20 protein-coding genes, 1 tRNA gene and 1 riboswitch are annotated in these 25,719 nt (G+C 72.7%); of the genes, 9 read left to right on the forward strand and 12 right to left on the reverse strand.

All coding sequences use genetic code 11. The features are described 5' to 3' along the window. Window positions 1-124: 124 nt before the first annotated feature. Window positions 125-2,431, forward strand: a complete 2,307-nt coding sequence (locus tag ACZ7LB_RS04425; protein ID WP_471465330.1) for a (Fe-S)-binding protein — start codon at window positions 125-127, stop codon at window positions 2,429-2,431. 266 nt (window positions 2,432-2,697) lie between these two features. Beyond that, window positions 2,698-3,756, forward strand: a complete 1,059-nt coding sequence (locus ACZ7LB_RS04430) for a Yip1 family protein (RefSeq protein ID WP_471465331.1) — start codon at window positions 2,698-2,700, stop codon at window positions 3,754-3,756. Between the two features lie 421 nt (window positions 3,757-4,177). On the opposite strand, the gene ACZ7LB_RS04435 is transcribed toward ACZ7LB_RS04430, so the two are convergent. The 3 genes from ACZ7LB_RS04435 to dcd all read right to left on the reverse strand — a co-directional run bounded on the left by ACZ7LB_RS04435 (window position 4,178) and on the right by dcd (window position 6,690). Then, window positions 4,178-5,176, reverse strand: a complete 999-nt coding sequence (locus tag ACZ7LB_RS04435; protein WP_471465332.1) for an NHL repeat-containing protein — start codon at window positions 5,174-5,176, stop codon at window positions 4,178-4,180. Window positions 5,177-5,574: 398 nt separating this feature from the next. Then, window positions 5,575-6,084, reverse strand: a complete 510-nt coding sequence (locus ACZ7LB_RS04440; protein WP_471465333.1) for a phosphoribosyltransferase — start codon at window positions 6,082-6,084, stop codon at window positions 5,575-5,577. Window positions 6,085-6,114: 30 nt separating this feature from the next. Next, window positions 6,115-6,690 carry a dCTP deaminase gene (gene dcd, locus ACZ7LB_RS04445; protein WP_471465334.1) on the reverse strand — a complete coding sequence of 192 codons (576 nt, stop codon included), beginning with the start codon at window positions 6,688-6,690 and terminating at the stop codon, window positions 6,115-6,117. Between the two features lie 535 nt (window positions 6,691-7,225). Here dcd and ACZ7LB_RS04450 point away from each other — a divergent pair. After that, window positions 7,226-7,299: transfer RNA gene (locus ACZ7LB_RS04450), tRNA-Gly, on the forward strand. Between the two features lie 286 nt (window positions 7,300-7,585). After that, window positions 7,586-8,485 carry a hypothetical protein gene (locus tag ACZ7LB_RS04455; protein ID WP_471465335.1) on the forward strand — a complete coding sequence of 300 codons (900 nt, stop codon included), beginning with the start codon at window positions 7,586-7,588 and terminating at the stop codon, window positions 8,483-8,485. 672 nt (window positions 8,486-9,157) lie between these two features. Here ACZ7LB_RS04455 and ACZ7LB_RS04460 read toward each other — a convergent pair. The 7 genes from ACZ7LB_RS04460 to ACZ7LB_RS04490 form a co-directional block, all read right to left on the reverse strand. After that, window positions 9,158-9,532, reverse strand: a complete 375-nt coding sequence (locus ACZ7LB_RS04460; protein ID WP_471465336.1) for a hypothetical protein — start codon at window positions 9,530-9,532, stop codon at window positions 9,158-9,160. 224 nt (window positions 9,533-9,756) lie between these two features. Beyond that, complete coding sequence (locus tag ACZ7LB_RS04465) at window positions 9,757-10,026, reverse strand: TIGR02391 family protein (protein WP_471465602.1); 270 nt, start codon at window positions 10,024-10,026, stop codon at window positions 9,757-9,759. Beyond that, window positions 9,981-10,904: a winged helix-turn-helix domain-containing protein gene (locus ACZ7LB_RS04470; RefSeq protein ID WP_471465337.1), complete on the reverse strand. Its 924-nt coding sequence runs from the start codon at window positions 10,902-10,904 to the stop codon at window positions 9,981-9,983. The genes ACZ7LB_RS04465 and ACZ7LB_RS04470 overlap by 46 nt, the downstream gene beginning before the upstream one ends. 276 nt (window positions 10,905-11,180) lie before the next feature. Then, window positions 11,181-11,438 (reverse strand): hypothetical protein, encoded by a 258-nt coding sequence (locus ACZ7LB_RS04475; RefSeq protein ID WP_471465338.1) that lies wholly within the window; start codon window positions 11,436-11,438, stop codon window positions 11,181-11,183. Further along, entirely contained in the window at window positions 11,384-12,028 is a 645-nt protein-coding gene (locus ACZ7LB_RS04480; RefSeq protein ID WP_471465339.1) for a DUF4241 domain-containing protein, read from the reverse strand. Before ACZ7LB_RS04480 ends, ACZ7LB_RS04475 begins: the two co-directional genes overlap by 55 nt. Window positions 12,029-12,344: 316 nt before the next feature. Next, the gene (locus ACZ7LB_RS04485) at window positions 12,345-12,497 is read right to left on the reverse strand and encodes a hypothetical protein (protein ID WP_471465340.1); all 153 of its coding nucleotides are present in this window, start codon (window positions 12,495-12,497) and stop codon (window positions 12,345-12,347) included. Window positions 12,498-12,685: 188 nt separating this feature from the next. Then, window positions 12,686-15,040, reverse strand: coding sequence for a hypothetical protein (locus ACZ7LB_RS04490; RefSeq protein ID WP_471465341.1), 2,355 nt, complete (start codon window positions 15,038-15,040; stop codon window positions 12,686-12,688). Window positions 15,041-15,254: 214 nt separating this feature from the next. On the opposite strand from ACZ7LB_RS04490, the gene ACZ7LB_RS04495 reads away from it, so the two are divergent. From ACZ7LB_RS04495 to ACZ7LB_RS04515, 5 genes are all read left to right on the forward strand, one after another. Then, window positions 15,255-15,416 (forward strand): hypothetical protein, encoded by a 162-nt coding sequence (locus ACZ7LB_RS04495; protein ID WP_471465342.1) that lies wholly within the window; start codon window positions 15,255-15,257, stop codon window positions 15,414-15,416. 777 nt (window positions 15,417-16,193) lie between these two features. Beyond that, window positions 16,194-16,361, forward strand: a riboswitch (cobalamin riboswitch). A 30-nt stretch (window positions 16,362-16,391) separates the two neighbouring features. Continuing rightward, a complete protein-coding gene (locus ACZ7LB_RS04500; RefSeq protein ID WP_471465343.1) occupies window positions 16,392-17,438 on the forward strand; it encodes an ABC transporter substrate-binding protein in 1,047 nt (348 codons plus the stop codon). Then, window positions 17,435-18,796: a FecCD family ABC transporter permease gene (locus ACZ7LB_RS04505; RefSeq protein ID WP_471465344.1), complete on the forward strand. Its 1,362-nt coding sequence runs from the start codon at window positions 17,435-17,437 to the stop codon at window positions 18,794-18,796. The genes ACZ7LB_RS04500 and ACZ7LB_RS04505 overlap by 4 nt, the downstream gene beginning before the upstream one ends. Further along, complete coding sequence (locus ACZ7LB_RS04510; protein WP_471465345.1) at window positions 18,793-19,581, forward strand: ABC transporter ATP-binding protein; 789 nt, start codon at window positions 18,793-18,795, stop codon at window positions 19,579-19,581. Before ACZ7LB_RS04505 ends, ACZ7LB_RS04510 begins: the two co-directional genes overlap by 4 nt. 444 nt (window positions 19,582-20,025) lie before the next feature. After that, window positions 20,026-23,076: an FG-GAP-like repeat-containing protein gene (locus ACZ7LB_RS04515; RefSeq protein WP_471465346.1), complete on the forward strand. Its 3,051-nt coding sequence runs from the start codon at window positions 20,026-20,028 to the stop codon at window positions 23,074-23,076. A gap of 334 nt (window positions 23,077-23,410) precedes the next feature. On the opposite strand, the gene ACZ7LB_RS04520 is transcribed toward ACZ7LB_RS04515, so the two are convergent. Together ACZ7LB_RS04520 and ACZ7LB_RS04525 are read right to left on the reverse strand one after the other, a co-directional pair. Further along, window positions 23,411-24,220, reverse strand: coding sequence for a TrmH family RNA methyltransferase (locus ACZ7LB_RS04520; RefSeq protein ID WP_471465347.1), 810 nt, complete (start codon window positions 24,218-24,220; stop codon window positions 23,411-23,413). A 109-nt stretch (window positions 24,221-24,329) separates the two neighbouring features. Beyond that, on the reverse strand, window positions 24,330-25,166 hold the full coding sequence (locus ACZ7LB_RS04525; protein WP_471465348.1) for a TrmH family RNA methyltransferase: 837 nt from the start codon (window positions 25,164-25,166) through the stop codon (window positions 24,330-24,332). Window positions 25,167-25,719 lie beyond the last annotated feature (553 nt).

Here is a 25,719-nt window from a genome sequence, read left to right on the forward strand (position 1 = left end):
CGGCAGGAGATTGCGGGTAGTCTCGGACCAGCCGGGTAAGTTACCGCTCAGTAATCTCGACCACCATCACCAGCGGAGTCAGCAGAGCCGCTGCAGAACCGCCTCGCAGGCCCGAGGAGCCCTCATGCAACTCGCCGCGATCATCGTGTCGCTGGTCCTGACCGTGGTCGGCGTCGCGCTGCTCGCGCGCGCGATCGGCCAGTTCGTCCGGTACTTCCGGCTGGGCCAGCCCGTGCCCGCCGGCACCCGGACGGACAATCCGTACCAGCGCAGCGTGACCCTGGTCCGGGAGTTCCTCGGCCACACGCGCATGAACCGGTGGGGCGTCGTCGGCGTCGCCCACTGGTTCGTCGCGATCGGCTTCCTGACCCTGCCGCCGACGGTCCTCACCGCCTACGGCCAGCTCTTCAAGGCCGACTGGACGCTGCCGGTCCTCGGCGGCTTCCTGCCGTACGAGATGTACATCGAGTTCATCGGCGCGATGACGGTGCTCGGCATCACCGTGCTCATCGTGATCCGCCTGCTGAGCCTGCCCTCGCGGCCCGGCCGCAAGTCGCGGTTCGCCGGTTCGAAGATGGGCCAGGCGTACTTCGTCGAGTACGTCATCCTCGTCATCGGCCTCGCGATCTACGCCCTGCGCGGCCTGGAGGGCGCGCTCCACGGCGTGGACCACTACGAGGCCGCCTACTTCGCCTCGTACCCGCTGGTCCTGGCCCTGAAGGGGCTCGGCCTCGGCACCCTGCAGAGCCTGGTCTACCTGACCGCGATGGTGAAGCTGAGCACCACTATGATCTGGATGATCACGGTCTCGCTCACCACCAACATGGGCGTCGCCTGGCACCGGTTCCTGGCCTTCCCCAACATCTGGTTCAAGCGCGACGCCGAGGGCGGCACCGCCCTGGGCGCGCTCCAGCCGATGACCTCCGGCGGCAGGCCGATCGACTTCACCGACCCCGGCGAGGACGACGTCTTCGGCGTCTCCCAGGTCGAGCAGTTCTCCTGGAAGGGCCTGCTGGACTTCTCCACCTGCACCGAGTGCGGGCGCTGCCAGTCGCAGTGCCCCGCCTGGAACACCGGCAAGCCGCTCTCCCCCAAGCTGCTCATCATGTCGCTGCGCGACCACGCGCACGCCAAGGCGCCGTACCTGCTGGCGGGCGGCGGCAGGACCGCGGAGGGCGAGGAGCGGGCGAGCCGGGAGCAGTTGGCCGAGGTGCCCGCCGCGGCCCTCGCCGAGGCCGAGCGCCCGCTGGTCGGCCCCCTCGGCGAGCTCTCCGAGTCCGGCTTCGCGACCGGCGGCGTGATCGACCCCGACGTGCTGTGGTCGTGCACCACCTGCGGCGCCTGCGTCGAGCAGTGCCCCGTGGACATCGAGCACGTCGACCACATCGTCGACATGCGCCGCTACCAGGTGATGATCGAGTCCTCGTTCCCCTCCGAGGCCGGGACGATGCTCAAGAACCTGGAGAAGAAGGGCAACCCCTGGGGCCTGGCCAAGAAGCAGCGGCTCGCCTGGCTCAAGGAGGTCGACTTCGAGGTCCCGGTCGTCGGCAAGGACATCGAGGACCTCACCGAGGTCGAGTACCTGTACTGGGTGGGCTGCGCGGGCTCCCTGGAGGACCGCGCCAAGAAGACCACCAAGGCCTTCGCCGAGCTGCTGCACATCGCGGGCGTCTCGTTCGCCGTCATGGGCGGCGACGAGAAGTGCACCGGCGACTCCGCCCGCCGCCTGGGCAACGAGCCCCTCTTCCAGGAGCTCGGCATGGAGAACGTGATGACCCTCAACGCCGCCTTCGGCGAGGAGACCGACGAGGACGGCAGGGTCACCGAGGAGTCCCGCAAGCCCCGCTCCGCGAAGAAGATCGTCGCCACCTGCCCGCACTGCCTCAACACCCTGGGCAACGAGTACCCGCAGCTCGGCGGCGACTACGAGGTCGTCCACCACACCCAGCTGCTCCAGCACCTCGTCGACGAGGGCAAGCTGGTCCCGGTGACCCCGGTCGAGGGCATCATCACCTACCACGACCCCTGCTACCTGGGCCGCCACAACAAGATCTACACTCCGCCGCGCGAGATCATCGCCGCCGTCCCGGGCATCCGCAACGAGGAGATGCACCGCCACAAGGAACGCGGCTTCTGTTGCGGCGCGGGCGGCGCGCGGATGTGGATGGAGGAGCGGATCGGCAAGCGCGTCAACGACGAGCGCGTCGACGAGGCCCTGTCGGTCAACCCCGACATCGTCTCCACCGCCTGCCCGTTCTGCCTGGTCATGCTGACCGACTCGGTCAACGGCAAGAAGAACGACGGCAAGGCGAAGGAGTCCATCCAGGTCGTGGACGTCGCCCAGCTGCTCCTGGAGTCGGTCAGGACCCCGGCCGACCCCGCGGGCGAGGCGGAGACGGAGAGCGCGCCGGAGCCCGAGCCGGTGAAGTAGCCGCCCGCGCCCGGCACCCCGCCCGGCACCGACGGCCGGCGCCCCCGGGTCCCCCGACCCGGGGGCGCCGCCGTCCCCGGACGCCGCCCACGGGGGCCGGGGTGCCCGCCGGAACGGCGCCGGGGATGCCCGCGGCATGCGGCCGGGGATGCCCGGCCGCACGGGGGCGAGGGTTCCGTTGTCCCCCTCCCGGGCAGCGTGCTCCCCCACCCCCTGGGGGACGCGCGGGCGGGCGCCCGGGCCGCCTCGGGGAAGGCCCGTAGGGGATGTCACAGCTCGGCCGCAAAGCCCGGCCGGGGCGGAGGGCTCCGGTACGCGGTGCGGCGGGACCGGGTACGTTCGAGGGCGTGGCTGGATTCAGGAACGGACGCGGCCGGGACGACGGCGCTCCTCACGCGCGACCGCAACACCCTCCGTACGGGCAGCAGGCGCCGCGGGGACCGTCGTACGGCGGCCCCGCCGCGCCCCGGCCCCCGTACCCCCAGCAGCCGTACGGGGGCGGCGCCCCCGGCGGTTCACCCTGGCCGCAGGCGCACGCCGGGGGGCACGGGGGTGGGCACGCGGGAGGACACGGGGAGCCGGAGTACTTCGGTGACGGGGGCTACCCCCCGGGCCCGCAGGGACCGCACGGCGGCCACGGCGCCCCCGCGCCCCAGCCCCCGTACGACCCCTACGCGGCCAACAACCCCGGCCACACGCAGGCGTTCGCGCTCGGGGAGGACCCCTACAGCCAGGGCGAGACCTACCGCGCGGGCGCGGCGGCCCCGCCGCCCGGTCCGGCCGGCCCCCCGCTGCGCTGGAAGGAGCTGCTCAAGGGCATCGTCGTCGCCCCGAACCAGACCTTCCTGAGGATGCGGGACTACACGATGTGGGTCCCCGCCCTCGTCGTCACCTTCCTCTACGGCCTGCTGGCGGTCTTCGGCTTCGACGGGGCCCGCGAGGAGGCGATCAACGCCACCCTCTCCAACGCCGTGCCGATCGTCCTGATCACCGCCGTCGCGCTGGTGCTGAGCGCCTTCGTGCTCGGCGTGGTCACCCACACCCTGGCCCGCCAGCTCGGCGGCGACGGGGCGTGGCAGCCGACCGTCGGCCTCTCCATGCTGATCATGTCCATCACGGACGCGCCGCGCCTGGTCGTCGCGATGTTCGCCGGGGGCGACGCGCCCTTCGTACAGCTGCTCGGCTGGGCGACCTGGATCGCGGGCGGCGCGCTGCTCACCCTGATGGTCGGCCGCTCCCACGACCTGCCCTGGCCGAGGGCGCTGGGCGCGTCCGCGATCCAGCTCGTCGCGCTGCTGTCGATCGTGAAGCTCGGCACGTTCTGAGCCGTGGGGCCCGGCGGGGGCTGAGGCCCCCTGGGACGGGACCGCGGGAAGGGCCCCGGGACGGGACCGCGGAAGGGCCCCGGCGCGCGACGGCGGGGCGGTCTCCGGGAGCCCTCAACCCGGGCGGCGGGCGGGGGATTTGAACCCACGGCGACTCGCGCCACGACGTTTTCCAGTAGGCGCGGGAATGGCGCGCTCCACGGGCCGTGCCGCTCTCGTACCGGAACGGGCGGGGAACCACGGGGATTCGCGGGCACTGAGCGGACGGGAGGGCCGTACCGCTCCAATCGGGGAATCCCGCGGGTCGGCCCCGTGACCGCCCGGCCCCGCTCCCGAAGCGGACGCCGCGGGTTCGCATCCTGCCGGGTGCGTGCAGGTGAGAGGCCCCGGAGAGACCCGGGACCTCCGCGCCTGCCGTAGATCAGTGCAGGACGTTGAGGGAGTTGGTGGCGTCGTCGACGAAGTACACGGCGTCCCGGTCCAAGTCCACCGCAAGGCCGAACAGCGCGCCCGCGCCGGGCGGGGTACCGCTCGCGTCGAGTTGCCGGAATGCCACTTGGCGACCCGTTCGTGTGGTCTCGACGATGTTGCCGTCACCGCTGTTGACGGTCAGGATGTGGCCGTTGGGGGCGATGGCGAGGCCGAGGGGGCCGTTGAGCTTGCGGTCGCTGCTGACGACCCGGCCGGTGCCGGCGCTGGTCTTCCGGGTCAGCGCGCGCGGGATGACGGTGATCCGGTTCTCGACCGTGTCGGCGACATAGAGCGAGCCGTCCTTGGCGAGGCCGACGCCGGTCGGGCCGATCACCAGGGCGGCGGGGTCGGTCTTCTGGGCGAAGCCCGATCCGATGGTGGTGGTCCTCACCCGCTTCGGCGGCTGGTTGCCGTGCCGCTCAAGGGTGATGCGCAGGACGGTGCCCCGGTCCACTTCGCTGCCGCCGCCTGCCACGGTGCCGTTGAGCACGTTGGTGACGAACAGGTCGGTACGGTCGCCGTGGCTCGTGGCGGTCATGTCCCACGGTCCGTTGATGCCGCCTCCGGCGAACGTCCTGCGGACCTTGCCGTGGCTGTCCAGCACCAGCAGGCAGCCCGCCCGGGCGGTGGCAGAGGTGCCGTCGGTGGTCGGCAGGCTGCCCACCACGACCCACCCGCCGGGCAGGATGCTCAGGGCGGTGGTGAGCCCCACACCGCCGGGGCATTCGCCGGGCAGGTGGGCCGGGTCGATCCGGGCGAACAGCCTGGCGGTGCCGCGCGGGCCGATCTGGACCAGGGTGGTGCCCGTGCCCTGCTGATTCCGGCTGTTGTTGAAGTTACTGACCAACACGTTGCCCCGGCGGAGCTTCCCGGCGTCGCGCTCGACCACGGCCGTGCCGTAGGGGTTCACGTCGCCGTTCGCGGGGACCGTGGAGGCAATGTTACGCACGGTATGCAGACGGCCGAGGAAGGTCCCCCCATCGGCCGAGGCGGCGCCCGCCGCAACCGTTACCGAGACGGCCACGGCGGCCGTCAACGCCGACAGCCGCCGCATCAATGGTGACAGAAAGTGATCTCTCATGAGCTTTAAGTTAAAAGCGATGGTGGGATTTGGCGCATACGGACATGCTTCGCCTCGGATACGTCACCCGGCCAGCGGTCGAAAGCGCGCAAGCGGGTCGGCCGTCGGCGCACGGCCCGTCGAGCCGACATCACCGGGCGACATCACCGACGGTGAACGATGCCGCTGATCACGGAACAGCAGAGGGATACTCACGTCTCCGGGCCGAGGCCCCGGAATCCACCGATCACCGGGGGCCTCGGGCATGGCGTGCGAATCGTCACACGTCAGAGCGCTTCCTTGCTCCCCTTGGCCGCCTCGCCGGACTTGCGCACCGGAGGCAGGACGCTCCACGGGAAGTTGATCCAGTCGTCGGTGCGCTTCCAGACGTACTCGCAGCGGACGAGCGAGTGGGACTTCTCGTAGATCACCGCGCTGCGCACCTCGGCGACCGTGTCCAGACAGAAGTCCCGCACCAGCTTGAGCGTCTTGCCGGTGTCGGCGACGTCGTCGGTGATGAGGACCTTCTTGTCGGAGAAGTCGATGACGTTCGGCACCGGCGCGAGCATGACCGGCATCTCCAGCGTGGTGCCGACCCCGGTGTAGAACTCCACGTTGACCAGGTGGATGTTCTTGCAGTCCAGCGCGTACGCCAGCCCGCCGGCCACGAAGACGCCGCCGCGCGCGATGGAGAGGACGACGTCGGGTTCGTAGCCGTCGTCGGCGACCGCCTGCGCCAGCTCGCGGACGGCGGTGCCGAACTGCTCGTAGCTCAGGTTCTCCCGTGTGCCGCTCATCCGCGCGCCTCGCTCATCCGTGTGCCCCGCTCACACCTGGGTCCGGTGGAAGTTGAGGAAGGAGCGGGAGGCCGTCGGTCCCCGCTGCCCCTGGTACCGCGATCCGTACCGCTCGCTGCCGTAGGGGTGCTCGGCCGGCGAGGTCAGCCGGAACAGGCAGAGCTGCCCGATCTTCATGCCCGGCCACAGCTTGATGGGCAGCGTCGCGAGGTTGCTCAGCTCCAGCGTCACGTGCCCGGAGAAGCCGGGGTCGATGAAGCCGGCGGTGGAGTGCGTGACGAGCCCGAGGCGGCCGAGGGAGCTCTTCCCCTCCAGCCGCGAGGCGAGGTCGTCGGGCAGCGTGATCACTTCGAACGTGCTGGCCAGCACGAACTCACCGGGGTGGAGGATGAAGGGCTCGTCCCCCTCCGGCTCCACGAGCCGGGTGAGGTCCGCCTGCTCGACCGAGGGGTCGATGTGCGGGTACCGGTGGTTCTCGAACACCCGGAAGTAGCGGTCGAGGCGCACGTCGATGCTGGACGGCTGCACCATCGAGTCGTCGAAGGGATCGATACGGACCCGCCCGGCGTCGATCTCGGCCCGGATGTCCTTGTCTGAGAGAAGCACGCACCGAGGATACGCAAAGCGCGCGGAGCGGCGACAACCAGCCGCCACCCCACGCGCCGGGTCCCCGTGGGACGTGCCCGCGCCTGCGCGCGTGCGCTACCGCTTGCGCGCTCCCACCGGCACGGCACTCCGCAGCCGCGCACACCGCGGACATCGGACGAGCCGGCCGGGGCCGAGTCGCTCGGCCTGCTGCATCGGGAACGAGCTGGCGGTGAACACGTGCCCATCGGCACAGCGGACGAGGGTGCGCTCCATCAAGTCCTTCAAGTCCCTTCCCCAAGAGCCGCGTCTGGCTGGACTACCCTGACGACGAAAGCCACATTACGGGATGAAAGAGACTGTGCTCCAGGCGGCACTCCGCCCCTCGCGGGCACCTGCCGGACGCGGCCCCACGGTACGCCCCGAGCCGCCCCCGGCGCAGCCGGATCACCCCCTGAAACACCTTCAGGCCCCACGAGGCGAAACGCCGGGGGCCTGCGATGGGGTACAGTGAGCGAGCATCCGGACACCGGCTCGACCGGCTCCGCAGTGCAACGCGGGTGTAGTTTAATGGTAGAACATCAGCTTCCCAAGCTGAGAGCGCGAGTTCGATTCTCGTCACCCGCTCCATAATGAAACCCCAGGTCAGCGACCTGGGGTTTGTTTTTCCTTTAGATCAATTTGAGGGTGCCGTGCCCTGCGCCGAAAGGCCGTCCATTCTCCGGATGGAGTGCAAGATCCTGGTGTACATTGTGTGCGGCGCTGCTGCGGCAGCGTGTCTCGCTACATCCGGTCCCGGCGTCGGAGCGAGCAGTGGGCTCTTGAGAGTCACCCGCAGTTAGCAGTCAGTACGCCTTAGGACATCCGATCTGTCTCTTCTTGTCGTCGCCGGGCGGCAAACAAGGAGGGCCTACGTATGTCCAGCTCAGGCAACACCAACCGTCTGGCCAAGAAGATCCGCAACCAGACGTCACTCACGCTCTCGACTGCTTCCAGGCTCGCCCGGCAGGCCAACGTCCATCTCGGATCCTCTGTCGCAGACGCCGCCGATCCTCATCAGCGCCGTCTAGAAGCGCACATGGCCCATGTGTTGGCGAGCAGCTTCAAGGACCGTCAACTCAACGGTGCTCTTCTTGGAGTGCGTGAAGCGCGGCCAGATGATCAGAGCTTGGAACTGACCCTGGAGTCCGACATGGCGGACGAGGTTCTGCGTGAGCTCCTGCCGCGGTTCGATCACATCTACGGAGGCATCCGCGGAGTCCCCGGGCTTCGCATCCGAGGGAACGGGGACCGCGTGGTTCTCCACGACGCCCTCGGCCCGGCGCAAGTCACCGTGACCCGCTCCGATCACGGTTGCATGCGTCTGCCGTCTGCGCGCGAGGATGAAGTGCTTCTTTGGAAGCGTGGCCCTGGCGGCATCTCTCGCGACGAAAGGCAGGAGGCCGAGGAGTGGGCCAACTCGGAAGGCAGCGCGGACCTACGGGTGCGCGATCTGTTGATGAGTCGAATTCTGCGTTGTCCACGGTTGGTGAACAGAACAGCAGAGCCGCACGGATTCGCCAACTGCTACACGCATCACTCCGGCGATCTTGTCATCGAGTGGTGCTGCGGCGACACCGTGGAGACACTCTGTGCAAACTTCTTGGCCCACGGCATCGCTGACGGCATGCCACGGAAGAATGCTTTCGAGTTGCTCTCTCCTCACTCGGCTCACCTCGGCGATCGCACAGTGATCTTGAATCGCCACGGTTCATGCCTGTATGGCAACAAGACTTGGGATGTCGTGGACTACATCAAGAAGGGCTACGACTCATGACCTTGTCTGCGTTGGTGCTGGTAGTGCCAGCTTGCGTGGTCCTGGGTGTGATCGCACGTTGCGGGCGAGACCTGGCAGTGCTTCGCCGCCTGGAGCGACTTCTGGAGGGCTGCGACCAGAGGCAGCGAGTTGAGGTTTGTCGGATCCTCGCCGCCTCGTTGCACACGGCTGGGACAGCGAACTCGCAGGATGCCCCACCGGCCGAGGGGCCTATGTAGAGTTCTGTCAAGTAGCGTCCACTAGCGTCACGCAGCCCAAGGGCGCCCGAAGAATTGGTTCATGAGCACCGAAGAAGCCCATGAGGAAGAATGGAAAAACTGCCGCGATCGTATTCGGCGCCGTCAACGACATCCTGGACATCCTTCGAACCGAGTCCTCGCACTGGCTTGCGTCAATAACGTTCGGCCCCGCAACACCAAGGACTTGCCAAAGCAGGGGCATTCCCCCGTGGCAGCAAGGTTCGCCGCGATCGGTCGGGAATCGACCGACAGGCAGGCAAGGGTCGAGGTCACATCCGCCATGGAGAAGCGCTCCCCATGGATCCCTGTCGTCATGCCCCGCCTAGGATCGAAGTCACCCTTCTCCCAGTCTTCCCGCATCAAGTTGAGGATGTTCGGACAGCGGATCAAGCGATCCTGCGTCGTGGAAGGGTTGAGATATCGATCGGCGACGTCATAGGCGCGACGAGCACGCTCCCTCGGGGCTGCAGTAGATCTCAAGGCGGATAACGGAACGCTGCAGATGGTCGTATGACAGTCGGTCCCTCGCGTCCGCTACGACCTTCAAGCTCTGCAAACCGTCGATGCACTCGGGCCCGATGATGTGCAGGGAGTCGCCGAACGGCCGCACACCCGACTGCACTTCCACGGCATCCGCGCCCAGCAGGATATGGCCCGCGGCACCGAAGTCCACAGACCGATCCTCCAGCATCCGCGCCAGTCCCCTGTTGGCCTCGGTACCTCCGAGGTCGCCGCAGCCGGCCCACAGCCGGCGCGCCGCATCAACCGGAGCCGCGACTGGCGCAAGGTCGGCCGCAGTGACATCCACGGCCCAACCACGCGTGCGCGACGCGCAGTGGCCGAAGGCTGAGGACATGTTCGGCCGAGAGCGGGCGCTCGGCAGACGAGAGGATCGAGTTCACGCCTGTTTCAACGCGACGGAGCTCGCAGCGTGACGGTGCCACGTCGATGTGGCATCCCGAGCCCGGCCAATGTCAGGTGGCGGGAGCCAGGCCCGGACGGCCTTGCTGCGATGGACCGGGTACCGGTCGGCTACCACGTGGAGTAGCCGGGCATCAGGTGCAGTTCGACGCGCTCGGCGTTTTCAGCGGACTCCACTGTGCATTCCTCGACCCAGCGGGCGAGAACGCTCAGGGTCGCCAAGTGCTCCAGCGTCTCCCGCTCGGACCACATCACCTCGTCTTCGTGAGCAGCAATGTTGCGGAATGTCAGGAAGGCACTGGCGGCAAGATATTGAGCCGGAACTGATGGGATTCCTACTGGATCGTGTAGCGGACGTGACGGGCGGCGAAGTAGCCGCAGATGACGTGGGGTTGCTTCTGGCGTCGGTGCAGGAAGCGGCGGGTCTCGTGGGCGAGATCGCCGGCTGAGGTGGCGCCGGCCGCGTGGACGTGATGCTTCAGATCCGCGTTCAACAACTCGTCGGGATTCAGTTCGGGACCCTTGCGGCCGGCACGCCGGGCGAGGCGGTCGAGGAACTGACAGAACACCTTCGCGGTGAATCTGCCGGTGAAGACGGTGAACCACAGCGCCCCGCGGGAGGCGACGGCAGACATGATGTTGCCCCTGAAGCGGCGGCTGTTCACCAGCACCAGAGGGGTCTGCTCCGCCGGGCCCACGAGCGTCCCGGTGGGGTGGCGTCCGAGCGCAGACCGCACTGATCGGCCCAAACCCAGCTCGACCTTCTCCCCGCTCGCCCGGGCCCGGATCACCGGATGCTCCTCCTCCAGCCACCGGCCGACCTCGTCGTCTCTCTGCCGGTAGGAGCGGCGGGCGGGCCGCTGCGGGGTGAAGCCGTGCCGGCGCAGCCACTTGCCCACGCCCCGCTTGGTCATCGACACCCCGCACACCAACCGGATGAGGGTCCGCACCGAGGCGCGGATCCACATCACCCTGCTCTGACCGAGACCGGCCGGGGTGTGATCCCGCATCGTCTGAAGCACCGCGCCACGGGCGGACTCGTCAATCAACTCACTCTTGCCCGTCCTGGGTTCACGCACCGACGTGAGCAGTGCCTGCCTCCCGCCGGTGCGGCTGGCCCGCCACCACGTGCCCACCGACCGCCTGGAGACCCCGAACATTTCCGCCGCCTGGCCGTAAGTCCGAACCCGCCCCGACTCCAGCGCGCTCACCACCCGCAACCGCAGATCCTCCTGCGCAGCAGGGGACAGACGCCGCATACCCCCACCCTCGATCACACCCGATCACCCGCTCCATGCGTAACCCCCAGGTCGGCTGCCTGGGGGTTCTCTTGTTTTCCAGACCGGTGGAGGGGTGCCCATCGCAACCGCGGCGAGGAAGGCCCGGGACGCAAACCGGCCCGACGCGGTCGGGTCGCGCCGGGGGACGCGCGACGCGCAGGACCGCGGCGACCAACCCCACTCCGGGGTCCTTCAGGCCGAGCGGAGGCGGTGCCGGCGAGCCCGAGGGCACCGGTGCGGGAGTGCCTCCGCTCGCTATCCCCGCATGCGGATCTCCTTGAACTCGACCATTCTTGCGGTGATCGCGGAGATGAAATCCGACGCCTCCTCCACGTTGCCGGGCCGGGGCCGGGGATCATCACTCTCCGGGACCGGGGACAGGAAGGCGGTGGGGTCGGGTGCTGTCGGCGGCAGGGGCTGGGCGTCGCGGAGAATGAGCATGTCGGCCACCATGCAGGTCACCTCTCCTTCCTCCGTACGCCCGATCCAGACCGGGTACGAGCCGTCGCCCATGCCACTGGGGTAGGCGACCAGCTTGGCTCCCGTGCCGGGATCGGCCGTCTCCCCCAGTTCGACGCCCTCCTTGCACAGCTCAGGGCACCACGTCCCGCCGCGTCCAGGAACGAGCCCGTGCCGCTGTCCACTCCGAAGCCGTAGAACTCACGCTCGCCCAGCAATCGTGTGTCCTGACCGGGCCGGACGGCGAGTTCCCAGCTCACGGCGGGCCTGTCGAGAACCCGCAGCATGGCGGCGGTGGTCTCCCCCCGGCCCGCCTCGTCCCACGTCATGGTGGCGAGCACCACGGGATACCCGCCGGGCGGCACCGGCACGGTGAAGGGTTCGTCGCCCTCGCGCAGAGTGCCGGGGTCCGCCGCTATGACCGAGCCGGTGGGCAGCCGCAGGACACCGGCCGTCTTCGGAGCGGTGACGGTCGCCACGCCGCATTCATCGTCGGCGAAGCGGCTGCCCGGGGTGAACAGGGCCTCCAGGTGCCGAGGGCGGGCCCCTCTCGGGACGGACCACGCTCCGGCCGGGGATTCGGGCCGTTCCTCATGGGCGGCGAGCATGAGGGACAGGGCGTCATCGGCCGCGAATCCCAGCATCCGGCCGTCGGCATACGCCGTCCAGCCGCCGAACCGCGCACGGAGCAGAGTCCGGTGCCGTTCCGGAAGGTCCGGCCCCGTTTCCAGGCGGCCGCCGAGGCGCAGTCCGGCGCTCGCGTACTCGCCGTCGGTTCTGGGGGTGAGGGTGAAATGCCAGCCTTCTCCTCGAACTCCGGCTCGTCCGGGGACAGGTGGCGCCACTCCTCATAACGGCGCAGGTGCAGCAGGCCCGCCGCCAACTCCCGGTAGTCATAGGTGCGGACGCGTCGTTCCTGTTCGTCGAAGAGGAACACTCCGAGGTAGTGGTCCCTCCAGCTCACCTGAAGCAGCGCCCGCCGCCGAGCAGCACCGCGTACGGCTCTCCCGCCCGGTCGCGCTCGCGCGCCCGGTCCTCGGTCATCGTCCCCACGGGCATCCGCGCCTGCGGATCCCAGCCCGCGCAGTGGACGACATCGATCCGTGTACGCATGAATCCCCCTCCGGCTCCAACGGTGGTGACACGTTAACCAGCACGTCCGACAACGGGAGCACGGCTCATCCCGGCAGGCGGGGCCGACGGGCCGCGTGGCGGTGCGGCGTCAGTGGCCCGGGCGACGGGATGCGGGGCCGCCCGGGGCACCGGGGACATCTGCGCCCCGGGGCACCGGCACCCGGTGATCAGCGGTGGCCCCGGGGGCTTCGGTGCTGGCCCCGGCGGTGGGGGAGGGAGCCGCGGGGGGCTCCCGGGCGGGGGTCCCCGGTGCGTTCCGGCAGCCAGAAGCGGCGGGAGAACACCTTCTGCTCGTCCTTCGTGCGCAGCCGCTTCAGCTCCGAGGTGAACGCGCCCCGGTACCGGGCCCCCGCGCGCTGGACGAGGGTCGCCGCGTGGGCGTCGAGGCTGGCCTCCTCCAGGGCGAGGACGTGGCCGGCGACGGTCTCGGCCGGCAGCAGGGAGAGGCACACCTCCGTCAGGCGGTCGAAGACGAAGTCCCGCAGGGGGGCGAACGGGCTGTCCGCCAGGGCCATCTGCCGGAGCAGGATGGCGATCTCGCCGCCGTCCCGCTCCGCCCCGCCCCCGCGGAGCACCGCGTCGAGCTGCTCCGGGAGGTACGCCGAGGCGAGCGCCAGGACCAGCCGGGCGACCATCGCCGTCGGCATCGTGCGGGCGCGCACCAGCAGCGCGTCCGGCGCGAGTTCGGGGGCGCCGCCCTGGTGCAGGATGGCGAGGAACCGCCCGGCGTGCCCGGTGGGCCGGTTCTCCAGGGTGAAGGCCAGCACCGTCTCCGCGCGCGCGGGCAGCGCCACGTCGTTCAGCGTCCGGAAGAGGAGCGCCGCGTCCCCGGGGCCGGTCGTCCCGGCCGCGTGCCCCAGCACCCAGGCAACCTCGTGGTGCCTCCCGTCGAGGGCGCGCAGCAGCGCGAGGAAGTCGTCCCGGGTCCGGGCGGCGGCCGAGACGACCAGCACGTCGCACGCGAGCACGCCGTTGCCGGTCGCGTGCAGGTCGTTGATCAGGGTGGCCACGTCGGCGGGCGCGCGGGTCAGCGCGGCGCGTTCGAGCACCGCCGCGGCGGCCGTGTGATTGCGCACCACGCGTAAGGCGGAGACCAGGGCCACCAGATGGCCGCTGCTGCACGACTGGGCGTTGTCGAACACGAAGTCGGCGTCCCGCAGCAGCCCCCGGGACGAGAGGGTGTCGATCAGCTCCGTGACGTCGGTGGCCGGGCGGACGGAGACGGTCTCCGCCTGGAGGACGTGGGTGAGGCCGTGCCGGCCGTTCTCGCCGAGCCCGCGGCTGATCTCCACGATGTCCGACACCGGGCGTTCGGCCGCCGCCGCGCGCAGGGCCAGCGGCAGCACGGCGGCCCCCGGTCCGGTCAGCACCAGCTCCACCGCCTCCAGCACCTGAGCCACCTCGCGCGTGGCGAGGAACGCGCCGAGCACCACGGCGACGTGCTCGGGGAGGTGCTCTCGGTGCAGGGCGGCCACGAACGCGGCGGTGTCGCGCGGGGTGTGCAGCCGGACCGACGCCCCCAGCAGCCGGGCGCCGAGGTCGTGCAGCCGGGAGCGTTCCAGTTCCGCCGCGAGCCGGCCGAGTTCGTCGACCGGGCGGGTGAGCACCAGGACGGGCAGCGCCGCCTGGGCGTGCGCCCCCAGTCCCGCCCCGTCCAGGCCCGCCAGCAGGGCGCCGACCTCCTGGACCGGCCGGGTCCTGCTGACGGAGGTGACCAGTTCGCTGGCCATGGCGCGCTGGGTCCGCGACTCCAGGTCGCCGACGACACTGACCAGTTCCGGCACCGAGGCGGTGCGGTCGGTGGCCTCCAGCGCCGCCATCAGCGACGGGACGACCGCCGCCTCCTCCCAGAGCTCCTGCACGGTCTCCAGCTGCGATTCCAGGACGCAGCACTGGTTCTCCGCGGCGATCAGCTCGGCGCGGGTGACGGCCAGCACCTCCTCCAGGTAGGTGATCTCCTGGCGGAGGTCCCGGCACTCGCGGCCCAGTTCCTCGTACTCGCCCTGCCACACGTCGATCTCGGCCCGGTGCGCCTGTGTCCGCCGGTCGAGTTCGACGGCGAGGGCGCGGCTGCGGGCCTCCGCCTCGGACAGCCGCCGCACGCGGTCGTGCAGCGCCTCCTCCAGGGCCTGGGCGTGCGCCTGCTTGCGCCGGGCCTCCTCGTCGGCCCGGGCGAGCTGGTCCTCCAGCTTCTGCCGCTTCCCGGCCGGCCTGTTGGACCGCAGCGCCTCGCGGTGCAGTTCCCGCAGCCGCTGCTCCGCCTCGGGCGTGAGGGCCATCCCCTCCTCCCGGAGGTCGGCGACGAGGGTGGCGACGAAGTCCCACCCCGGGAGGCGGTCGCCCTTCAGGTAGCGGGTCAGGGTGCTGGGGTCCACGTGCCGCCGCGCGGCGTACCGCCGGACGCTCACCCCCAGCCGGAGGAAGATCATCCGCAGGTCCTCGACGAAGGCCCGCTTCTCCGGTACGAGGTCCTCCCCGAGCGGTGCCAAGCGCGCCGCGCCCACCGCGTCCCGTGTGCCCATGCTCCACCCACCGTCCCCTCAACAGGGCCCAGTATCACGTCCGTTGGGGCTTCCGGCGGCGAGCTTCCGTTGCCATCCACGAACGGCAACGGTCGGCCCGCTGCCGACCTCGGGTGTCAACGCGGAGGGGATTCCCGGCGGCGCCCGCGCCCCGGCACGCTGGGGTCCGGGCCGGCCCACGGAGAACTCCGACACACGCGGGAGGAACACGCAGATGAACGATCACGGTGCCCCGGTGCGGGAACAGCCCCCGCCACCGGCCCCGCCGCCCCTCTGGCGGCGGCTCTGCCAGCGGGCGCTCCTGGGAGCCACCGGGGCGCTCGGCGCCGCAGCGGTCACCTGGCTGAGGGCCTGGTGGGAGGACCACAGCGGGTAGCCGGGGCCGTTGCCGGGTCCGGGGTTCCGGCCACCGCCCGGCACCCGGCACCCGGCACCCGGCACCCGGGGGCAGGGGGCCGGGGGCAGGGGCCGGGGGCAGGTCCGCCACCGGCCCCCGGGGCGGGAGGCCGGGCCCGGGTGCGCTGCCCGACACCCGGGGCCCCTGGCCGCCGCCCCGGGTTTCCGGGCCGCCGCCCCGGGTTTCCGGGCCGCCGCCCGGCCCGCGGGACCAGGGGCCGAGCCGCCTGCCGCCCGGCCCGCGGGACCAGGCTGCCGCCGGAACCGCGCGGCGGCCGGGGCATCACGGCTCCGGAATCGCGCGGCACCTGAGGCACCGTGGGTCCGGGCCCTCACGGGGGCCGCGCGTCGCCGGGTGGGGGCCCGCGCGGGGTCCCGGGCACGGTGGGTCCGGGCACGGTGGGTCCGGGCCCGCACGTGTCCAGGCCGTCGCCGGACCGGGACCGGCGCGGGGCCGGCCGCCGCCGGAAGCGCGGAGCCGCCGCACCGGGCGCGGGCACGTGGGCCGGAACGGGACCACCGGCCACCCCCGCCCACTCGCGTCCCGGCACCCCCGCGCCCGCGTCCCGGCTCCGGACCCGCACCCCGCCCCCGAGCCCGACGGCCGGTCCCGCACCGCTCCCCGGCCGGGCCCCGGGCCCGCTGCCCGGCGGGGCCGGGCACGGCCCCGGCGCGCACGCCCCGGGCCCCTCGCCGGCCGCCCCCGCGCGCGGCCGGGCCGGGCCCCGGCCCGACCACCCTGTCGGCGCCGAACGCGGGAAACGTACTATCGCCAGGTCATCGCCGCGACGGGAGTCAGGAAGCCGGTGCGAGTCCGGCACGGTCCCGCCACTGTGACCGGGGAGCGCGTCCGCTCCGCACACCGTCGTGTGCGAAGGGGCGTCGACCCGGGAGTCAGGACACTGGTCCGTCGCGGGCCCATTCCGAGGAGCGCGGACTCCCCAGGAGGCTCTACGTGTACGACGGCATGCCCCATGCCCCCCTGTCCTCTTCCACCCCCGCCCGTCGGCGCCGCCCGGCGCGTGCCGCGGCCGCCGCCCTCACCGCGGCCGTCGCCCTGCTCGCCGGATGCGGACCGGCCGACGACGGCGACGGGAAGCCGGCGGCCCGGCCCGCCGCCGGGTTCCCCGTCACCGTCGACAACTGCGGTGTGCGCACCACGTACGACCGGCCGCCGTCCCGGGTGGTCACCATCCATCAGCACCCGGCGGAGCTCATGCTCTCCCTCGGCCTGGCGGACCGCATGGTCGGCACGGCCTTCCCCGACTCCGCCGTCCTGCCCGAGTTGGCCGAGGAGTACGCGGCCGTCCCGGAACTGGCCGCGCGGGAGCCGTCGTTCGAGACCGTGCTGGAGGCCGATCCCGACCTCGTCTACGGCGGCTACGCCAGCGCCTTCGACGAGAGCCAGGGCCGGTCCCGCAAGGCCTTCGCCGACGCCGGGATCAACACCCACCTCAACCGCGAGTACTGCGGCGGGAAGCGGGTGACGATGCGGGACACCTACGACGAGATCCGCACCATCGGCACCGTCTTCGGCGTCCCGGACCGGGCCGGGAAGCTGGTCGCCGACCTGGAGGACCGCGTCGAGGGGGCCGTCACCGCCGTGCGCGGCGAGCCCGAGGTGCCCGTCTTCGTGTACGACAGCGGCGACAAGACCGCCTTCACCGCGGGCGGCCGGAGCCTGGGCACCGAACTGATCCGGCTGGCCGGCGGCCGGAACGTCTTCGCCGACCTCGACGACGTCTTCGGCGACGTCTCCTGGGAGCAGGTCGTGGCGCGCGCCCCCGAGGTCATCGCCATCTACGACTACGCCGACGACAGCGCCGGGAGCGTCGAGCGGAAGAAGCGGTTCCTGCTGTCCCAGCCCGCGCTCGCCGACGTGCCCGCGATCCGGGACAAGCGGTTCGTCGTCCTGCCGCTGACCGCCACCCTGGTCGGCATCCGCTCGGCGCACGCGGTCGAGGACCTGGCCCGCGGGCTGCACCCCGAGAGCTTCCGGTGACCCGCGCCGCCCCCGGGGCCCGGGCCCCGGGGGGAGGACGGCGGCGGACCCCCGGGCGGAACGCGGACCCCTCCGGGCCGGACCCGGACCGCGCCGCCCCGGACCCCGACCGCGCGGAACCGGCCCCCGACCCCACCGGTCCCCCACAGGAGCCCACCGGTCCCCCGCCGGGGCCTGGCGGATCCCCACCGGGGCCCACCGGCACCGGCACCCGGACCGGGACCGGGACCGCCGAGAACCTCGGCACCGGAGCCGCCGAGGCCCCCGGCACCGGGCCCGCCCAGGACCCCGCCGAGCCCGCCGAGCCCGCCGCGCGCCGTACCGCCCCGGCCGTCGCCCTGCTCGTGCTCGGCGCCCTGCTCCTCGTCTCCCTCACGGCGGGCCTGGCGGTCGGCTCCGTGCGGGTCCCGCCGGGCCAGGTGTGGGGCATCGTGGCGCACGCGCTCGGCGCCGCCCCGGGGGAACCGGACTGGCCGCGGGCGCGGGAGACCATCGTGCTGGACGTCCGGGCGCCGCGGGTGCTGCTCGGCGCGGTGACCGGCGCCGGGCTCGCGGTGGTCGGCACCGCGTTGCAGGCCCTGGTGCGCAATCCGCTCGCCGAGCCCTATCTGCTGGGCGTCTCCTCGGGCGCCTCCCTCGGCGCGGTCACCGTGATCGTCTTCGGTGTCACCCTGTTCGGCCCGGTCTCCCTGCCGCTGGCCGCGTTCCTCGGCGCGCTCGCCGCGCTGGTCCTCGTCTACGCCACCGCGCGCACCGGCGGGCGGATCACCTCCGCCCGCCTGGTGCTGTCCGGGGTGGCCGTCGCGGCGGTGCTCACCGCGGTCCTCGACCTGCTGCTGCTCACCACCGACCGGGGCAACGAGGCCCGCGCGGTGCTCGCGTGGACCCTCGGCGGGCTCGGCGGGGTCGCCTGGGACACCCTGTGGCTGCCCTGCGCGGCCCTGCTGCTCGGGCTCGGGGTGCTCATGGCGCAGGCCCGGCGGCTGAACCTGCTGCTGGCCGGGGAGGAGGCGGCCACCACCATGGGGCTGGACGTGGGCCGGTTCCGCGCCCGGATGTTCGTCCTGCTCTCCCTGGTCACCGGCGTCCTGGTGGCGGCGACCGGGCCGATCGGGTTCGTCGGCCTGATGATGCCGCACATCGTGCGGCTGTTCGTCGGCGGCGACCACCGCCGGGTGCTGCCGACGGCGGCGCTCGGCGGGGCGGTCTTCCTCGTCTGGGCGGACATCGCGGCGCGCACCGTCGCCGCCCCGCTGGAGATCCCCGTAGGGGTGCTCACGGCGCTGTGCGGGGGCCCGTTCTTCCTGTGGCTGATGCGCAGGGACGCCCGGCGCGGCACCGGCCGGGGGGCGGCATGAGCGCGGCCGGGCTCTCCCTCGACGGCGTCACCCTGACCGCCGGGGCGCGCGCCCTGGTGCGGGACGTCAGCCTGACCGCCCGGCCGGGCGAGACCATCGGCCTGGTGGGTCCCAACGGCAGCGGCAAGTCCAGCCTGCTGCGCACCGTCTACCGGGTGCTGCGGCCCGGCTCCGGCCGGGTCCTGGTCGACGGGGAGGACGCCTGGTCGCTGCCGGTGCGGCGGCTGGCCCGGACCGTCGCGGCGGTGGTGCAGGAACCGGCCGCCGACTTCGACCTCGCCGTCCGCGAGGTCGTCGCGATGGGCCGGACCCCGCACAAGCGGCTGCTCGACGGCGACACCCCCGAGGACGCCGCGTTCGTCCGCTCCGCGCTCACCGCCGTGGACGCGGTCCACCTGGCCGACCGGCCCTTCGACCGGCTCTCCGGCGGCGAGCGCCAGCGCGTCCTCATCGCCCGCGCCCTCGCCCAGCGGCCCGCCCTCCTCGTGCTCGACGAACCCACCAACCACCTGGACATCCGGCACCAGTTGTCCGTCCTGGGCACGCTGCGCCGGCTGCCCGCGACGGTGCTGCTGGCGCTGCACGACCTCAACCTGGCCGCGTACTACTGCGACCGCCTCTACGTGCTGTCCGGGGGCGAGGTCACCGCCTCCGGCCCGCCCGCCGAGGTGCTCACCCCCCGGCTGCTGGCCGAGGTGTACGGGGTCGCGGCGGAGGTCGCCGTCCATCCCCGGACGGGGGCACCGCAGGTGACGTTCCTCCCGGAGGAGGCGGGGGACGGCTGACGGCCGGACGCGGGCCGGACGGCGCTGGGCACCCGACGGCGCCCGACGGGGCGGGCCGGGGCGGAGGGCGGTGGCCGGGGCGGGACGGAGGGCACCGGCGCGTGCCGGACCGGAGGAAGGACCGGGGCCTGCCGGACGGCGGCCGTGCCGGGAAGCGCGCGGCTCCCCTCCCCGAGCCCCTGCGGGCGCCCCGGTCACGCCCCGTCATGCCCCGCCCCGCGCCCCTTCCGCACCGCCCCCGCGGACGGGCCGGTTCCGGCCTCCCGGCGGCCCGCCCCGGCGCACCAGCCGCAGGTCAGACGGGTGCGGGGTGCTAGGATCCGGCCACTCGCCTGGGGGGGGTGCCGGTACGTCCCGCGCGGTGCCGCCGCTCCGCGGCCCGCCGTCCGACGGTGTGCGCGCGGTCCTCCACGGCTTCGTCCACCGTCCCGGAGAGGTCCCCGCATGGGCAGACGTGCCCTTCTACGAGGCGCCACCGCCACCGCTGTCTCCCTCACGCTCGCCCTCGGCCTCGGCACCCTCCCGGCGGGCTCCGCGCACGCGGCCGCCGCCGGTGACGCGATCGTCCCGGCCGCCACGGCCATGGTCCCCGCCACGGACCTGCTCAGCGCGGGGCCCTCCGGGTTCCTGCGCCACGAGCGGGGGCGCGGCCGGCTGTGGACGACGTACGACGGCGCCGACACGGTCGTCGACCCGGACGGCGGGGACGGGTACGCCGACCCGGCCACCGGGGCGGGCTCGGACGTGGTCGCCCACCACGACCCCGCCGCCCGGACCGTGACCCTGCGCGACATGGCCTCCGGCGAGGTCACCGTCGTCGGACTCCCGGACGGGCACTCCTACTTCAGCACGCTCGGGTCGACCGTCGTCACCACGTCCGGGACGCCCGGCACGGGCCGCTCCTGGCACCTGCTGGACGCGCGCGAGGACGGCTCCGTCGCCGACCGCGCGGTGGAGGGCGTGCCGGCCGGCGCCACCCTGTGGCCCGCCATCGGCGCGGCCGACGCGCACGGCCAGGTGGTGCGCTACGAGGCGGGCGGCAGCCAGGTCACCGGATGGCTCGACGCCGACCGGGGCCGCGTCGTCCGCCTGCCGTACCAGGTGCCGAGCTGGTACCACCTCGTCGCGCTCGGCCCCACCCACCTGGTGTGGTTCTACGACGGCACCCTGTACGCCGCCTCCCGCGCCGACCCGGCCGCCCCCGTGCGGTCCGTGCCCGTCGGTGACGTCACCCAGGTGCTGGGCCTGGTCGGCGGCTCGGTCATCGTCTCCCGCAACGTCGCGGAGCTGGGCCGGAACTCCACCGACCGCGCGGTCTCCCGCGTCGAGGCCGTCCCCCTGGACGGCTCCGCGCCGCGCACCCTGCTGGCCAGGACGTCGCGGCGGGCCGTGGCGACCCCCGCCGGCGGGCTCCTGGTGGCGGGCGGTCCCGACACGGATCGCTGGGGCGTGCACCTCGTCGAGGCCGCCCGGGGCGGCGGGGTGACGGTGCGCCGGATCGCCGACGCGCACCCCCGCCGGACCGTCCGCGCCGTCTCCCGGTTCACCCTCGCCCAGGGCCGGCTGACCACGGTGGAGAACGACCCGGTCGGCGACTGGACGTATCTGCACACCCGGGACACCGGGGCGGCCGGGTCCGCCGCGACCGGGACGCGCGCCGACCGCGGCCGGGTCCCGCTGGAGAACTACCCGGCGAGGGGACCGGTCCTGCTCGACACCGGCGACGGCAGGACGGTCGTCTCCGGCCACGGCGTGGACGCCGGCGCGCAGCCCCGGGTCCTCGGGCCCTCCCAGAAGATGCCCGGCACCCGGATCGACGGCTCCCGCACCTATCTGACGGCCACCGCGGCCAGTGGCCGGTTCGCCGCGCTGACCGGCCGCGCCAACGCCTCCACCGGCACGGCGGAGACCCGGGTCGTCGACCTCGACACCGGACGCACCGTGTACACGACGACCGGGTCCGTGGCGGCGCTCTGGGGCACCACGCTGTGGCTGCGGGCCGGGGGCGGCGTCGACTCCGTCGACGTGCTGACCGGACGGCCGGGCCCGTCGGTGTACCTGGGACGCGGCTGCCTGCTCGACGACGTCCGGGCCGTGGGCCGCTGGGTGCTCTGGGCCTGCGCGATCAACAACGAGGGCCAGGGCGTCTACGACACCGTCACCCGCCGCAACGTGGTCTTCCAGCCCGGCGGCCGGCGGGTCGCCGCCCGGCTCGGTGACGGCTTCGTCGCGACGTCCGACGGCGGGAACGTGAAGGTGGTCGACGTCCGCGGCGCCACCCCCGTGACGCGCGTCGTGGCGAAGGCCGAGGGCTCCGACTGGGAGGTCGACCCCTACACCGGGGTGATCGCCCAGCTCCGCGACGACGGCTCCGTCCGCCTGACCCCCGGCGGGGTCCCCGTCTCCGCCCTCGTCCAGCGCGACGCGGTGGTCGCCGCCTCGGCGGACGTCCGGGGCGGGACCGCGCCGTGGAGCCCGAAGTGGTGGCTGAACAAGCCCGCGGCCTCCTGGAAGCTGGTGGTCGCCGACCGGTCCGGGAGGACCGTGCGCACCCTCACCGGCGGTCCGGCGCGCGGTGTGGTGACCCCGTCCTGGAACGGCCGGAACACCGCCGGACGACTGGTCCCCAACGGCACCCACACCTGGAAGCTGACCGTCACCCCGGCCGACGGCCGGGGCGCGGCCCTGACGAGGTCGGGCACCCTCAAGGTCACCGGCGCCGCCCCGGCCCACCGCGACTTCATCGGCTCGGACGGCTTCGGCGAGGTGCTGACGCTGAACGGCACGGGCGGGCTGACGTACCAGTACGGCACGGGCAGGGGGACGTTCACCGGGAAGCGGTCCGGCTCCGGCTGGCCGGCCACGGTGAAGGCGGTGCCCTTCGGCGACCTGGACGGCGACCGCTGCAACGACGTGCTCGTCCGGTTCGCGGGGGGCACCCTGCGCGGCTACCGGCCCGCGTGCGGGGCGGCGGTGACCCCCTCCACCCCGTACACCTCGCTGGGCAGCGGCTGGAACCAGTACGACCTGCTGACCTCGCCCGGCGACATCACCGGGGACGGCCGGCCCGACCTGCTCGCCCGCCAGGCGTCGACCGGCGACCTCTACCTCTTCAAGGGGACGAGCGCGGGCAAGCTCTCCGCCCGGGTCAAGGTCGCCTCCAAGTGGAAGGGCCACAAGAAGATCGTGGGCGCCGGCGATCTCACCGGCGACGGCCACGGCGACCTGCTGGTGCAGGACGCGTCGAACACCCTGTGGCGCCACGACGGCACCGGGAAGGGCACGTTCAAGCCCCGGGTGAAGGTCTTCTCCAAGTGGGGGGCCTCGTACAACGCGATCGTGGGCGTGGGCGACATCACGGGCGACGGCAGGGCGGACATCGTCTGCCGCGACACCTCCGGCGTCCTCTGGCGCAACAACGGCAACGGCAAGGGGTCCTTCGGCAGCCGCACGAAGATCGCCACGGGCTGGAAGGGGTACAAGGGGCTGTTCTGACGGTACGCCGGGGGACGGCGGCGCCCTGCCGCCCTGCCGCCCCCAACGGTCCTGACGCGCGGGTCCGGCCCCCTTTCCGGAGGTCCGGGCCCGTTCGCCGTGCGGCGGTCCCTCCCACCGGGGCACGGGCGGTGGGCAGTTCGGCGGGCGGTGGGCGACCGACGGGCCGGGGGGCGTCACGGGCCGCGCCGGAGCCGGGGAGCCGGGGCGGAGACGGGACGACCGGGGCCGGGGCGGCCTGACCAGGGGCCGGGGCGGCCTGACCGGGAGCCGGGGCGGCGTGACCGGGGGCAGGGCGGGGGGCAGGGGCAGGGTGGCCGGGCAGGGCCGGGGGCTACCAGCCCTCCTTCTGGGCCCGCGCCTCGAACAGCATGACGGCGGCCGAGATCGACACGTTCAGCGAGTCGGCCGAGCCCATCATGGGGATGAAGACCCGCTTGAACCCGGCGTCGTACCAGGCCTTGGGGATCCCGTAGCGCTCGGCGCCGAGGACGAAGGCGGTACGGCGGTCCTCGTAGGGGTAGGAGCGGTAGCTCCGGGCGTTCTCCGTGTCCGCGAGGTACACGTCGAAGCGCTTGCGCTTCAGCCAGTCGACCGCCTCCTCGGGGGAGTCGAACTCGACGATCGGCAGGGTGAGGACCATGCCCTGGCTCGCCCGGAACACCTTGGGGTGGGTGAGCCGGGTGCGGCGGTTGGTCAGCACCAGGCAGTCCGCCCGGCACGCGTCCAGGGTGCGGATCAGCGTCCCGAGGTTCCCCGGGATCTCCATGCCGTCGGCCACCATGACCAGGGCCGACTTCCCGAACCGGATCGCCTCCGGGTCCCACTGCGGCAGCCGTGCGAGGGACAGCAGCCCGTCGGGCTTGTCCCGCTCCGAGATCCGGGTGAAGGTCTTCAGCGACACCTCGTAGGAGACGCGGGCCCGCGCGGCGATCTCCTCGGCCCGCTTGCGCGCCTCGTCCCCGTACGCCGCCTCGGGGCACCAGAAGAAGGTGTCGACGTGGGTGTCGTTGGCCAGCAGCAGGTTGTGCGCCCAGAGGCCCTCGGCGACGAACAGCTTCTGCGGGTTGGGCGCCGAGTTGTTCTGGACGGACTGCACGTGCTTGATCTTCGGGTGGTGCACACCGATCGGCTGGATGTTCATCGGGACCTCTCACTCACTGTCCGCGCGGGCCGCCCGGCGGTGTCATTCAAACGGCGGGGTCATTCAACCGGACGCCGGGACCGCCCCCGGGACCCGCGCGGGGCCGCGCTCAGCCCCGCGGGCCGCCCGCCGGCGCGCCCTGCGGGCCGCCCGCGCCGCGCCACGCCTCGTAGAGCAGCACCCCGGCCGAGACGGCGAGGTTGAGGGACTCCGCGGTGCCCACCATGGGGATGTGGAGCCGGATGTCGCCCCGCTCCAGCACCTCCGGGGGCAGCCCCGGCCCCTCCGCGCCGAGCAGGATGGCGAGCGGGGTCGGATACCCGATGGTCCAGAAGTTGCTCTCGGCCGCCGCCGAGGTGGTGGCCACGGTGACGCCGCGGTCCGCGGCCCAGGAGAAGAACGCGTCCGCCGTCTCCGCGTGGGCCACCGGAACGTTGAACAGCGCGCCCATGCTGGCCTTCACGGCGGCCGGGTCGAAGGGGTCGGTGGCCTTGCCGATCAGGATGACGGCGGCGGTGTCGGTGGCGTCGGCGGTACGGACGATGGTGCCCAGGTTCCCCGGGTTCGCGACCTCGTACAGCACCACCATCCGGCTGTCCGGGCGCACCGTGATCTCGTCCAGCTCCCGCAGCCTTCCGCGCACGATGGCGGCGAGCCCGGAGGGGCCGTCCCGCTCCGAGAGGCGGGTGAAGAGACCGGCGCCGACCCGGACCACCCGGACGCCCCGCTCCTCCCGCTCCCGCACCATGCGCAGGGCCGGCTCGTAGCGCAGCAGCTCCGGGGCGACCACCAGCACCTCGATCCCGGCCCCCGCCTCGACGGCCTGCCAGACCGGCTGGACGCCCTCCACGACGAACGCGCCCTCGCGCCGCCGGTGCTTGCGCTCCGACAACTGCCGCATTCGCTTGACCACGGGATTCCCCGTGCTGGTGATCAGGTCGGCCATTTCGTTCCCGTTCGGGCTGCTGTTCCGTGACGCAAAGTGACGCCCCAATGATACAGGAGCTTCCCGGTGGACAATCGGCATTGTCCGACGCCCGGCCTCCCGGGAAAGGGGGCCGGGAATTCCGTCCCGTTTCCGGGCGGCCCGGAACAGGGGGCGGACGCCGGGGGCGGGCGGGGGCCGCCGCAGGGGCACGCCCGCCGGGGCCGACCTCCGGGGGCATCGGCCCACGTCGGGCGAGGTCCGCTTCCCTCGGACCGGCACGGGTCACGGGGTCCGGAGCCCCGTGACCCGTGCCGGGGCGGAAGGAGCCCGGCGGCCGTGTCCGTCCTGCCGGCGAATTCCACGCCCGAGGAGATATGTCATCCTCCGGCGGAGAATGAAACGCATTCTCCGGGACGGCGAGCGGGGACGGGACGGGACCATTCCGTCCGGGCCGAAATCGACTGGACACCGAATACGGATTTCCGGATCGCCGGAGCGGGGAGGGAAAGGAAGACGGTTTCTTTCGCCGGAGCGGACCGGAGTGAGGAGGGGTGGGGCAGGCCGGGACGCG

The sequence above is a fragment of the Streptomyces sp. NPDC107521 genome, assembly GCF_055598485.1.

Bases quoted from the DNA above. Each gene is read 5' to 3' on its own strand.
- ACZ7LB_RS04495 (WP_471465342.1), top strand. From the start codon at position 15,255: ATGAACGATCACGGTGCCCCGGTGCGGGAACAGCCCCCGCCACCGGCC.
- ACZ7LB_RS04430 (WP_471465331.1), top strand. From the start codon at position 2,698: ATGTCACAGCTCGGCCGCAAAGCCCGGCCGGGGCGGAGGGCTCCGGTA.
- ACZ7LB_RS04455 (WP_471465335.1), top strand. From the start codon at position 7,586: ATGTCCAGCTCAGGCAACACCAACCGTCTGGCCAAGAAGATCCGCAAC.
- ACZ7LB_RS04485 (WP_471465340.1), bottom strand. From the start codon at position 12,497: ATGCGTACACGGATCGATGTCGTCCACTGCGCGGGCTGGGATCCGCAG.
- ACZ7LB_RS04520 (WP_471465347.1), bottom strand. From the start codon at position 24,220: ATGAACATCCAGCCGATCGGTGTGCACCACCCGAAGATCAAGCACGTG.
- ACZ7LB_RS04525 (WP_471465348.1), bottom strand. From the start codon at position 25,166: ATGGCCGACCTGATCACCAGCACGGGGAATCCCGTGGTCAAGCGAATG.
- ACZ7LB_RS04425 (WP_471465330.1), top strand. From the start codon at position 125: ATGCAACTCGCCGCGATCATCGTGTCGCTGGTCCTGACCGTGGTCGGC.
- ACZ7LB_RS04515 (WP_471465346.1), top strand. From the start codon at position 20,026: ATGGGCAGACGTGCCCTTCTACGAGGCGCCACCGCCACCGCTGTCTCC.
- ACZ7LB_RS04475 (WP_471465338.1), bottom strand. From the start codon at position 11,438: ATGGGCGACGGCTCGTACCCGGTCTGGATCGGGCGTACGGAGGAAGGA.
- ACZ7LB_RS04490 (WP_471465341.1), bottom strand. From the start codon at position 15,040: ATGGGCACACGGGACGCGGTGGGCGCGGCGCGCTTGGCACCGCTCGGG.
- ACZ7LB_RS04480 (WP_471465339.1), bottom strand. From the start codon at position 12,028: ATGCTGGGATTCGCGGCCGATGACGCCCTGTCCCTCATGCTCGCCGCC.
- ACZ7LB_RS04470 (WP_471465337.1), bottom strand. From the start codon at position 10,904: ATGCGGCGTCTGTCCCCTGCTGCGCAGGAGGATCTGCGGTTGCGGGTG.
- ACZ7LB_RS04510 (WP_471465345.1), top strand. From the start codon at position 18,793: ATGAGCGCGGCCGGGCTCTCCCTCGACGGCGTCACCCTGACCGCCGGG.
- ACZ7LB_RS04440 (WP_471465333.1), bottom strand. From the start codon at position 6,084: ATGAGCGGCACACGGGAGAACCTGAGCTACGAGCAGTTCGGCACCGCC.